The sequence below is a fragment of the Embleya sp. NPDC005575 genome (assembly GCF_040605455.1).
Taxonomy (GTDB): domain Bacteria; phylum Actinomycetota; class Actinomycetes; order Streptomycetales; family Streptomycetaceae; genus Embleya.
Map to the genome: position 1 here is coordinate 1 of NZ_JBEXCV010000221.1, position 11,125 is coordinate 11,125.

At 71.9% G+C, this 11,125-nt stretch carries 8 protein-coding genes and 4 tRNA genes; 6 read left to right on the plus strand and 6 right to left on the minus strand.

Translation table 11 applies throughout. The features are described 5' to 3' along the window. Nucleotides 1–298 precede the first annotated feature (298 nt). Nucleotides 299–688: a MarR family winged helix-turn-helix transcriptional regulator gene (locus tag ABZS54_RS39455; RefSeq protein WP_355547155.1), complete on the plus strand. Its 390-nt coding sequence runs from the start codon at nucleotides 299–301 to the stop codon at nucleotides 686–688. Continuing rightward, nucleotides 685–2,610, plus strand: a complete 1,926-nt coding sequence (locus ABZS54_RS39460) for an MDR family MFS transporter (protein WP_355547157.1) — start codon at nucleotides 685–687, stop codon at nucleotides 2,608–2,610. Before ABZS54_RS39455 ends, ABZS54_RS39460 begins: the two co-directional genes overlap by 4 nt. A gap of 158 nt (nucleotides 2,611–2,768) precedes the next feature. Here the strand turns inward: ABZS54_RS39460 and ABZS54_RS39465 are convergent, their stop codons facing one another. Next, nucleotides 2,769–4,301, minus strand: a complete 1,533-nt coding sequence (locus tag ABZS54_RS39465) for an MFS transporter (RefSeq protein WP_355547159.1) — start codon at nucleotides 4,299–4,301, stop codon at nucleotides 2,769–2,771. Between the two features lie 104 nt (nucleotides 4,302–4,405). On the opposite strand from ABZS54_RS39465, the gene ABZS54_RS39470 reads away from it, so the two are divergent. Beyond that, complete coding sequence (locus ABZS54_RS39470; protein ID WP_355547161.1) at nucleotides 4,406–5,410, plus strand: helix-turn-helix transcriptional regulator; 1,005 nt, start codon at nucleotides 4,406–4,408, stop codon at nucleotides 5,408–5,410. Nucleotides 5,411–5,533: 123 nt separating this feature from the next. Here ABZS54_RS39470 and ABZS54_RS39475 read toward each other — a convergent pair. The 5 genes from ABZS54_RS39475 to ABZS54_RS39495 all read right to left on the minus strand — a co-directional run bounded on the left by ABZS54_RS39475 (nucleotide 5,534) and on the right by ABZS54_RS39495 (nucleotide 8,191). Beyond that, nucleotides 5,534–5,608 (minus strand) — tRNA-Val (locus tag ABZS54_RS39475). A gap of 54 nt (nucleotides 5,609–5,662) precedes the next feature. Beyond that, nucleotides 5,663–5,734 (minus strand) — tRNA-Val (locus ABZS54_RS39480). A gap of 37 nt (nucleotides 5,735–5,771) precedes the next feature. Then, nucleotides 5,772–5,845, minus strand: a tRNA-Cys gene (locus tag ABZS54_RS39485). Between the two features lie 49 nt (nucleotides 5,846–5,894). After that, nucleotides 5,895–5,967: transfer RNA gene (locus ABZS54_RS39490), tRNA-Gly, on the minus strand. 253 nt (nucleotides 5,968–6,220) lie between these two features. Next, a complete protein-coding gene (locus ABZS54_RS39495) occupies nucleotides 6,221–8,191 on the minus strand; it encodes a DUF4328 domain-containing protein (protein ID WP_355547163.1) in 1,971 nt (656 codons plus the stop codon). 316 nt (nucleotides 8,192–8,507) lie between these two features. Here ABZS54_RS39495 and ABZS54_RS39500 point away from each other — a divergent pair, with 316 nt between their 5' ends. From ABZS54_RS39500 to ABZS54_RS39510, 3 genes are all read left to right on the plus strand, one after another. Further along, entirely contained in the window at nucleotides 8,508–9,689 is a 1,182-nt protein-coding gene (locus tag ABZS54_RS39500; RefSeq protein WP_355547165.1) for a chorismate-binding protein, read from the plus strand. Continuing rightward, the gene (locus ABZS54_RS39505; RefSeq protein ID WP_355547167.1) at nucleotides 9,686–10,510 is read left to right on the plus strand and encodes an aminodeoxychorismate lyase; all 825 of its coding nucleotides are present in this window, start codon (nucleotides 9,686–9,688) and stop codon (nucleotides 10,508–10,510) included. The genes ABZS54_RS39500 and ABZS54_RS39505 overlap by 4 nt, the downstream gene beginning before the upstream one ends. 161 nt (nucleotides 10,511–10,671) lie before the next feature. Further along, a partial coding sequence (locus ABZS54_RS39510) for a GNAT family N-acetyltransferase (protein WP_355547169.1) occupies nucleotides 10,672–11,125 on the plus strand: 454 nt, incomplete at its 3' end.

The following is an 11,125-nucleotide window of genomic DNA, read 5'->3' on the forward strand; positions in this document are numbered from 1 at the left end:
TGCGCCACGCTCGCGCCGCCCCCGACGCAGCCCCAGCCGCCCAAGCCCGCTGCGGCGCGCCCGCGTCGGCCCTGGGGCGTCCCGGGGGAGTGGGCGCGGGGAAGGGAAGCGCTATTGTTGGTTGAGCCATGCAGTTAATGCGTGGCGAGCGACAAGGGGGGCGGTCATCAATACCGCGACGACACCGTGTGACGAGCCGACAGCCGGCCGCGCACCCGACGAACTCGGAAGCGAACTCGCGCGTCTCATGCGGCTCTCGGCCGCAGCCAAGGCGCGCAGCCGCGCCGAAAGCGGCCCCGTGCCCGACGGGGGAGACCGGCTGCTCCTGGCCTACCTCGCGATGGAAGGGCCCCGCCGGGTCACCGACCTGGCCGCGATGACCTACCTGGACGTGTCCACGGTCAGCCGACAGATCGCGTCGCTGGTCCAGCGCGGCCTCGTCGAGCGCCGCCCGGACCCCAGCGACGGCCGCGGCACCCTGCTCGCGGTGACCCAGGCCGGGACCCAGGCGTTCGAGATCTACCGCAGTCGTCGGCAGGCCGACCTGGACCGGGTCACCCGCGACTGGTCCGCCGACGAACGCCAAACGCTCGTCCATCTCCTCGGCCGCTTCAACGACGACCTCGAACGCGACCAGTCACCCACGCGCGACGCCGCGCCCGGTGCACCGGAAGGCCGTACCGCATGACCGACACCAAACCGCAGACCGCGCCGGACCAAACAGCAGGCGAAAGCGGCTTGAGCCATCGTCAGATCATGACGATCCTGTACGGCCTGATGGCCGGCATGTTCCTGGCGTCGCTCGACCAGACGATCGTCTCGACCGCGATCCGCACCATCTCCGACGACCTACACGGCCTCAGTCAACAGGCATGGGCCACCACCGCCTACCTCATCACCTCGACGATCGCCACGCCGCTCTACGGCAAGCTGTCCGACCTGTACGGCCGGCGCCCGTTCTACCTCGCCGCCATCACGATCTTCGTGGTCGGCTCCGCCGCGTGCACGTTCTCCACGTCGATGTACGAACTCGCCGGCTTCCGGGCCCTCCAGGGCCTGGGCGCGGGCGGCCTGCTGTCGCTCGCGTTCGCGATCATCGGCGACATCGTCCCGCCCCGCGAACGTGCCCGCTACCAGGGCTACTTCCTCGCCGTGTTCGGCACCTCCAGCGTGCTCGGCCCACTCGTCGGCGGCTTCTTCGCCGGCCAGGACGAGATCCTCGGCATCGCAGGCTGGCGCTGGGTGTTCCTGGTCAACGTGCCGGTCGGCGTGGTCGCCCTGCTCGTGGTCGGCAAGGTGCTGCACATCCCGCACACCCGCCGCCCGCACCGGATCGACTGGTTCGGCGCGGTCACGTTGACCCTGGGCGTCGTACCGCTGCTGATCGTCGCCGAACAGGGCCGCGAATGGGGCTGGGGCTCGGGCACCTCGACCGCCTGCTACCTGATCGGCGGCATCGGGGTGATCACCTGGATCCTGGTCGAGCGCCGGATGGGCGAGGACGCGCTGATCCCGATGCGCCTGTTCACCGACCGGATCTTCAGCCTCGCGTCGCTGATCGGCGTGATCTTCGGGATGGCCATGTTCGGCGGGTTCATGCTGATCCCGCAGTACTTCCAGATCGTCAAGGGCGCGAGCCCGACCAAGGCCGGTCTGCTGATGATCCCGGTCATGGTCGGCATGATGGGCTCGTCGATCCTCTCCGGCCAGATCACCTCCAAGACCGGCCGGTACAAGATCTTCCCGATCCTGGGCACCGGCATCGCCGCGATCGCGATGAGCCTGTTCGCGCTGTACGTCGACGCCGAGACCTCGCTCGTGACCACGAGCCTGTTCATGGTCCTGCTCGGCGTCGGCCTCGGCCAGTGCATGCAGACGCTGATCCTGGTCGTGCAAAACGCCGTCCCACCCCAGGACATGGGCGTGGCCACCTCGGCCGCGACCTTCTTCCGCCAGATGGGCGCCACCGCCGGCACCGCGGTGTTCCTGTCCGTGCTGTTCAGCAACGTCTCGGGGGAGATCGCCAAGGCGTTCACCCGGGACGCCGGCACACCCGCCTTCCAGTCCGCGCTGGCCGATCCCGCGGTGCTCGCCGACCCCGCGAACGGGCCGGTGATCGAGATGGTCCGGCACCCGAACCCGGGCGGCGCGCAGGGCTCCGGTGTGCTGCGCGACTCCTCGTTCATCCAGCACCTCGACCCACGCCTGGCCGCACCCTTCAAGGAGGGCTTCTCCGCGGCGATGCAGCTGGTCTTCCTGATCGCCGCATGCGTCATGGCGCTGGCGTTCGTGCTGGTCTTCTTCATCAAGGAAGTGCCGCTGCGCACGATGTCCGGCCTCCAGGCCAAGGCCGCCGCCGAGGCGGCGGAACTGGCCGACGCGCAGGCGGCGATGCCCGAGCCCGCCTCGGAGCCGGCCGACCCGACGCCCGAACCGGCCGCCGCAGGGCCGGGCCCGCGTACCCGTGCGGGGGCCGGCACGGGGTCGAGCACGACCTCGAAACCGGCTGCACGAACGGCCTTCGCCGCCGGCCCGGCCTCGACCCGCTCGCCGGAACAGGACGCCCGCCGCGCGGCCGCCCGCAGCCGTCCCGAGCAGGACCAGGACTGACGCACCCGACCCCGGGCCGCACACACCGCACGCACCACCGGCCGGACGGGCCCACACACCCCGTCCGGTCGGTGCGCACACCCGCGCCGCGAGCCGATCGCCGCGCCGCGCACCGCGAGCCACCCGACGCCCGGGCCGACCGCCCCCCTCGCACCTGGTCAGCCGACCCGGCCGGCCCGACGCCCCACGGCCACCCGACAGGCCCACACCGCCGCGCACAGGTTCACCACGGCCAGCGTCACGAACGTCACCACGGCCGCATGCGCCGAGGCATCGGCGCCCACACCCGTCGCCGACAGGAACGTCGTGCCGTACGTAGCCACCCCCAACACCGCGCCGACCTGCATGAGCGTGACCAAAACCCCACTCGCGTCGCCCGCATGCTCGGCCCGCACCCGACCCAGTGCGCTCGCCATCAGCGGCCCGATCACCGCGCCCTGACCCAGGCCCATGGCGGCCAACCCGAGCGCCAGCGTCACGCCGCCCTCGCGGCCGCCGTGTACCGAGGCCGCCATGCCGATGTACGACACGGACACCAGCGCGAAGCCCAGATATCCCACATGCGCCCGCATCCGCTCCGGCAACCGCCCCCACCACAACCCGGAGACCGCGAACCCGATCGCGCACGGCACATAGGTCAGCCCCGCCCGCAGCGGACTGTCGCCCAGACCGGACTGCAAGTGCAGCGCCAGGGTGAACAGGAACCCGTTGTAGCTCGCGACCGCGATCAGCAGCGCGATTCCGCCGGACAGCAGCCCGGGCGAGCGCAGCACCGCACCCGGCACCAACGGCGACCCGCCGCGCGCGGCCACCGCCCGCTCGACCACCGCGAACAGACCCATCCCGGCGACCCCCGCCGCGAGCAACACCCAACCCCACACCGGCCAACCCTGCTCGTGCCCCATCACCAGCGGCACCACCAGCGCGAGCATCGCCGGCGCCAGCACCAGCACACCCGGCACATCCAGCCGACCCCAACCCGGGCGCTCACCCGGATCCGGCCCGTCCCCGCCCAACGCACGCCATCCGACCACCAACAGCAGCACCCCCAGCGGCACATTGACCAGGAACACCGGCCGCCACCCGGTGCCGAGCAGGTCCGCACTCACCAGCACCCCGCCCAGGATCTGCCCGACGACCGCACCGCCGGCGATCGCCGTCTGGTACAGGCCCATCGCCGCGGTCCGCCGCCGTCCCTCGAACCGGCGCTGGATCAGCGTCAACACCTGGGGCACCAACAACGCGGCACCCGCGCCCTGAAGACACCGGAACGCCACCAACGCGCCCGTCGATCCGGCCAGTCCGCATGCCAGCGAGGCGAGCGTGAACAGCCCGAGCCCACCCAGGTACGCCCGGCCGTACCCGAAGATCGCGCCCAGCCGCGAACCGGTGATCAGCAACATCGCGTAGGCGATCGTGTACCCCGCGATGATCCACTGCAGCCCGGCCCCCGACGCACGCAGGTCCGAACGCATCACCGGCGCCGCGACGTTGACGATCGACGCGTCCAGCACCGCCATGAACTGCCCGGCCACCAGCACCACCAGCAACACCGTGCTCGCGGCCCCGCGGCGGGTCTTCTCCTGCTTCTGCTCCGCCTCCCTGTTCACGCCCCCGAGAGCGGTGGTCACCCGCTCCACGTCCTCCTCGCGTCGGGCGTCGCTGCCCGACATCAGATCCGTATCGTTCATGGGGACGACTCTGCTCGGTCTCCGGTACCCGGACCAGTAGCCTGGTTATCCGGGTATAACCAGGCACCTGGCAATCGACTCCGCTCCGGGCAGAGGATGGGCCGATGACCGGCAGCCCGCGTACCGACGCCGTTCCCCACGCTGTTCCCGAACAACACGACCGAAACCGGATCGCCTTCGATCCGAGCACCGCCGACCGATCCGATCCGCCCAACCCCGAGCGGGCCACCCCGCAGTACGTCCGCCCCGCCCGCGCCGCCTCGCGCGCCGAGCTCGGCGCCTTCCTGCGCAGCCGCCGAGAGCGGATCACCCCGGAGCAGGTCGGCCTCCCCGTCGGCCGCCGCCGGCGCACCCCGGGCCTGCGCCGCGAAGAGGTCGCCCAACTCTCCGGCGTGGGCGTCACCTGGTACACCTGGCTCGAACAGGGCCGCCCGATCAACGTCAGCGCGCAGGTCATCGCCGGCATCGCCCGTACGCTGCGCCTGGACGGCGTCGAATTGGAGCACGTCAAGCGGTTGGCCTGCGTACCGAGCACGGCGACGCTGCGCACCGAGAACGCGGTGGACGCGGACACCCGGATTCTGCTCGACGACTTCGCCACATTGCCCGCGGTCGTGATGAACGGGCGCTACGACGTGCTGGCCTACAACGAGCTGTACGCCAGGGTCTTCCCGGCCTTGGTCGCCTGCCCCCGAGGTCGGCGCAACCTGATCTGGGAGCTGTTCACCCGACCCGCGTGCTGCAACCCGTTCCACGAGTGGTTCCAGGAGTGCCAGGGCGTGGTCGGCGTGCTGCGCGGCACCTACGCCCGCAACATCGGCGATCCGGTCTGGGTCGCGTTCATCGACGAACTGATCGAGGTCAGCCCCGAGTTCGCCAAGGCGTGGGCCGCCCACCCGATCTCGCTCACCCGTACTCGGGTCAAGTTCTTCCGCCACCTGGACGTCGGCGTGCTGCATGTGCGCGCCATCCCGACGGACCTGGTCTCCTCACCCGGCCAGCGGTTGACCGTCTACGTGCCGCAGGACGAGGAAACTCGCACCCGCCTGGCCCGACTCGCCGAACCGGACTTCGTGCCCAGCGCGCCACACGTGCACGCGGGGCTGTGAGCGCGTGCGCCCGGACCCGCGAACCGTGGGCGGACCGTGAACCGGGAGCGGGACCTTGAACCGTGGACGGAGAACGTCGAAGGGCCGGTGGATCGCGATGATCCTCCGGCCCTTCGATTTTGCTGGTGCGCGATACTGGGATTGAACCAGTGACCTCTTCCGTGTCAGGGAAGCGCTCTCCCGCTGAGCTAATCGCGCGGGCGCCGTGCGTGACCTGCGTGGTGCACGTACTGCGTGTTCGGTTGTGCGGCGTGCGCGATACTGGGATTGAACCAGTGACCTCTTCCGTGTCAGGGAAGCGCTCTCCCGCTGAGCTAATCGCGCGGGAAGTTCACCCTCGGCACGGAGCCTTGGGGTCTCTTGGAGGTGGAGACGGGATTTGAACCCGTGTAGACGGCTTTGCAGGCCGTTGCCTCGCCTCTCGGCCACTCCACCAAGTGAAGGAACCATAGTGGTTGCCCACCACATTCCTCTACTTCTTCCGAGCGGACGACGAGATTCGAACTCGCGACCCTCACCTTGGCAAGGTGATGCTCTACCAACTGAGCCACGTCCGCCTGTCGACCCGAGTTGCGTTCCCGCGTCCCGGCGACGTTGAGAACTTTAGCGGATCCGAGGGCCATCACAAAAACCGATTCCCCGCGGACCCCGCCGCGCGACCCGCGCAACCTGCGAAAACGACCGAGGCCGGCTCGAACCACCAGGGTTCGAACCGGCCTTCGGCGCGGCTCGGTGGGTCACTCCGAGGGACTTCGACAAGCCCTCGATCGGGTCTCTCCGGGCCACTTCGCGATCCGGACGGCCCTTGGCTCAGCTGCGGCGCTCGCCGGAGGGGGAGGGCTCGGCGACCGGGGCGACCGGGGCGTTGTCGGCGTCCCCGTCGTCGCCGGCGGGCGCTGCCGGCGAGGACGGCTTCACGTCCTGGGCACGGTCCGTCTGCGCCGGAGCCTGGGCCGGGACCTGGGGGAGTTCGGCGCGCGGGGCGGCGGGTACGGACTCGCCGGCGTCGATCGGCTCGGCCGAATCGGCCGGCGCAGTCTCGCTCGCAACCTCGGCCTCCGCTTCGGCCTCTGTCGTCGCCTCCGCCTCTGCGGTCGGAACCGGAACCGGGTCCGTCGGGGTCGGTTCTGCCGCGGGTTCAGCCGGAGTTCGGACTTCGTTCTCGACTTCGTCCTTGCCCTCGCCGGGCGCCCTGTGCTCGCCTTCGTCCTCGCCGACGGGCTCGGAAGCGTTTTCGGCGACGAGCTCGGAAGCAGGCTCGGCGACCGGCTCGGAAGCGGGCTTCGCGACCTTGGCCGGCTTGCCCAGGGACACCGGTTCCTGCGATTCGGCCACGGCGGGCGTCGCAACCGGCTCGACGACGCCGGCGGTCGGCGCGGCGGTGGGCCGCGGCGGCGGGACCTGCTTGGGCCGCGCGGCCGGTGCCCCATCGACCGGCAGCACCGTAGTCGCGTCGGCAGCAGGAGCTTCGTCAGCGGCCGGAGCCGGAGCAGCCTCGGCAGCGGCAGCGGCAGCCGCCTCGGCCGGAGCTACGGCCGCAGCCGCCGAAGCGACCGGAGCCACAGCCCCCTCGGGACCCACAGCCCCCGACCCCATCACCGTCGGCGCCTGCGGCACCGGCGGAGCGCCCGGCGTACCGGGAGCCTGCGGCACCGGCGGCGCGAAGTACTGCGCGGTCGGTGCCTGCGTCGGATGAGCCGCCCACGGCGTGCGCGCACCACCCGGGAAACCGGCCGGCATCCCGGGCATCCCCGGCATCGCGCCCGGGACGCCACCGGCAACCAGACCCGACGCGAAGGCCAGTGCCTCGCGCTCGTGCTGGAACGTGGTGATCCTGCGGACCACGAGGATCGCCGCGACCGCCGCCAGGATCAGTACGACATCCGCGACCCCGGACAGGAAGTCGATGGTGCGCAGCCGGCCGGCGTCGGACAGCTCGATGTCCTCGTCCAGCGGGTAGGACAACCGGCTCGCGAAGAACAGCACGCCCGAGGCCACCAGCAGCACCCACCAGGACCACAGCAGCGGCAACCGGCCGGGAGTCCGACCATCGCGCTCGGCGGTCCGCGGGTCGCTCGCCCGCCACACGTCGTGCAGGATCAGCTTGGGGAACCACAGGCTGACCACCGGAACCAGCCAGCCGCCGATCGCCCACCCGGTGGACAGGTGCTGCTTCGAGGGGCCGAACAGGTCCACGTTGGCGCGGGCCCGGTACATCCAGATGATGAACAGCACGGCGGTCGCGATCATCGACAGGACCAGGAACGTGGTCGCCGCAGCGACGAGCGAGTCCGAGTCCTCGGCCTTGGTACGCAGCGCGTCGGTCATGCCGAGCTCGCCCGCGTCGGAGATCCGTCGCAGGACGTCCGCACGGTGGAAGAACGCCGCCGCGCACAGCGCCGCGAACACCGCGGACAGCGGCAGCAGGACGTACAGCGATACGGCGAGTCCGCGCAGCGCGCGAAACGGCTGCGGCAGCCAGCCCGGGTACGGCGAGGCCGGATAGGAGCCCGGCATCCCGTACGGGGTCTGCGGGGCGAACTGTCCGGGCGCGTGCGGATAGGCACCCGGGTACGCGCCGGCCGGGGCGGGCGCGGGCGTGGGTGCGGCGTACGGATCCGGCGGTGTGGGCGCTGCGGGAGTGGTGGGAGCCGCGGCGGGCCCGGTGACCGCGGGGGTCGGCCCGGTGCCGGGCGGCTGCGGCCCGGCGGCCGGGACGGCGCCGCAGTACGAACAGCGGTCGGCCCGCGTAGACCAGGTGTCGCAGGCGGAACAGTGCACGGATGAACGTCCTTCGATCGCGTGGTGCCGTGGAGGCTTCGGGGGGCCGGGCGAACCGACCGGGCGGGGTGCGGTCACCGGACTCGGGGCTGCCGGATCCCTACCCACCGTGCCGCATCATGCCGTGCCGGACCGGCACACGGGAACGCGGAATCGGCTCGGGGCAGTTCCGGGCGGGTGGGGTGCGCGGATACGGGGCCTTCGAAGCCGTCGATGCCGGGCCGTTCGGGACATCGCGGCGCCCTTCTACAATGGACGATCTGATCCGCGCGCCGATCCGTCACAGGTGCCGCGGTCGCGACCCCGGAACGAACCAGTGAGTCAGCCACCTCCTCTCGCCCACCTCGGCGGGCGCTTGGCCACCGGCCTGCGTGACGTCACCCGTGACCCGGCCGCCCTGGATTCGCACGGGTTCTGGGCAGTCGTCGCCGACTTCGAGGGCGACCTGCTGTGCGCACGCTTCGACGAGGTGCGCCCGGCCCCGCTGCCCGCCACGCCGTGGACCGGACCGCCCGCCCACGCGTGGACCGACTCGCTCGGCGCCGACGCGTACCGCGCCGGGGTGCGCCGGATCCGCGAACACATCGCGGCCGGCGACGTGTACCAGGTCAACCTGTGCCGTCTGCTGAGCGCGCCGCTGCCCGAGGACGCCGACATCCTCGGCCTGGCCGGCCGCCTCGCGCAGGGCAACCCCGCCCCGTACGCGGGAGTGATCCGACTGCCCGGGCACGACGTGCACGTCGCGTGCGCGTCGCCCGAGCTCTACCTGCACCGCGCCGGCGACCGGGTCTGGTCCGGTCCGATCAAGGGCACCGGTCGCACCGAGGCCGACCTGCTGTCCAAGGACTACGCCGAGAACGTGATGATCGTGGACCTGGTCCGCAACGACCTCGGCCGGGCGAGCGCGATCGGCTCGGTCACCGTGCCCGACCTGTGCGTGGTCGAGAAGCACCCGGGCCTGGTCCACCTCGTCTCCACGGTCGCGGGCACCCTGGCGCCCGGCGTGGGCTGGCCCGAGCTGTTCTCCGTCACCTTCCCGCCCGGCTCGGTCAGCGGCGCGCCCAAGAGCAGCGCGCTGCGGATCATCGACGAACTCGAACCGGTCCCGCGCGGCCCATACTGCGGCGCGATCGGCTGGGTCGACGCGGACCGCCGCGAGGGCTCGCTCGCGGTGGGCATACGCAGCTTCTTCGTCCGGGACGGCCGCCTGTGCTTCGGCACCGGCGCCGGCATCACGTACGACTCCGACCCGCAGCGCGAGTGGGACGAGACCGAACTCAAGGCACGCAACCTGCTCGCGGTGGCGGGGCGGGACTACCTGCCGGGACCGGCGCACGAGCGTGACGCGCGGGAAGCGCATGACCCGCGGGAAGCGCGTGACGCGTGTGACGCGTGGGAAGCGCGGAACGCGCCGGAAACGCAGGACGCGACGGACACGCACCACTCGGGTGTGACCTGGACCCCAGACAACGCAATGGACGCCTCGGAGGGCGCATGAGCAGAATTTGGCTGAACGATCGCCTCGTCGACGACGAGCAGGCCATGGTTCGGGTGGACGACCACGGTCTGACAGTCGGCGACGGCGTCTTCGAGACGATGAAGGCCACCGGCGGACAGGCCTTCGCGACGACCCGGCATCTGGATCGACTGGCTCGCTCCGCGCGCGGTCTCGGGCTGCCCGCGCCCGACCCCGAGCTGATCCGCCACGCGTGCGCCGAGGTGCTGGCGGCCAACCCGCTGCCCGGTATGGGCCGGCTGCGGATCACCTACACGGCCGGCAGCTCGCCGCTGGGCTCCGAGCGAGGCGATGCCGCGCCGACGCTGGTGGTGGCTCTGGGCGCGGCCAAGACCCGGGGCGAGAGCACGGCCGTGGTCACCGTCCCGTGGACCCGCAACGAGCACGCGCCGACCACCGGCCTCAAGACCACGAGCTACGCCGACAACGTGGTGATGCTCGGCTACGCCGCCGAACGCAGCGCGAGCGAGGCGCTGTTCGCGAACACGGCGGGCAACCTGTGCGAGGGGACCGGTTCGAACGTGTTCGCCGTACTCGACGGCCGCGTCGTCACCCCGCCGCTGTCGGCCGGCTGTCTGGCCGGTGTCACCCGCGCGCTGGTGCTGGAGTGGGTCGGCGCCGAGCAGATCGACATACCCCTGGCCACGCTCGCCGACGCCGACGAGGTATTCCTGACCTCGTCGCTGCGCGACATCCAGGCCGTGCACCGGATCGACGAGCACACCCCGGCGGCGCCCGGCCCGCTCACCCGCAAGGCGATGGACATCTTCGCGGCCCGCTCCGCAGCCGACATCGACCCGTGATCCCGCCGCACGGGCGGCGCCGCCGGCGCGCCGACGAGGCACGGGCCGCGTTCGCGGCGACGTGATCACGCGCGCGTGGCCTCGACCCGGTTGGCCGGGGTCACGCGCGGGCAGCACTGCCGGTAACGGGGCGCTGCGCCCGGGAAGGCGGGGGCCACCAGATGACCACCACTCTGCGACCGGCCGGACCCGGCCGTGACGGCGTGTACTCGATCTGCGCCAACGGCCGATCCGTCGGCGGCGTGCACCTGACCCCGCTGGGTCCATGGGGCGCGGGCACCGGATGGATCCTGCACATCCAGGTGCTGCCGTCGCGCCGTCGCCGCGGCCACGGATGCGTCGCGATGCTCGCCGCCGAGGAGATCATGCGTGGTCTGCGCTGCACCCGGATGGCGGCGGCCGTCCCCGAGGGCAACCGGGCGGCGACCGGCCTCGTCCAGGCACTGGGCTATGCCCCCGACAGCCGCCGACTCGCGGCCCCCGTGCGCGCCACCGGACTGCCGCCCGGCGTACGGATGATGGACACCGACGAACGCGACGCGTGGTGCGCGGCGGAACTGCACCGGTGCGCGGCGGCCCTGCGCGCGACGGGCTGGGCCGCCCCCGCGGCGCAGG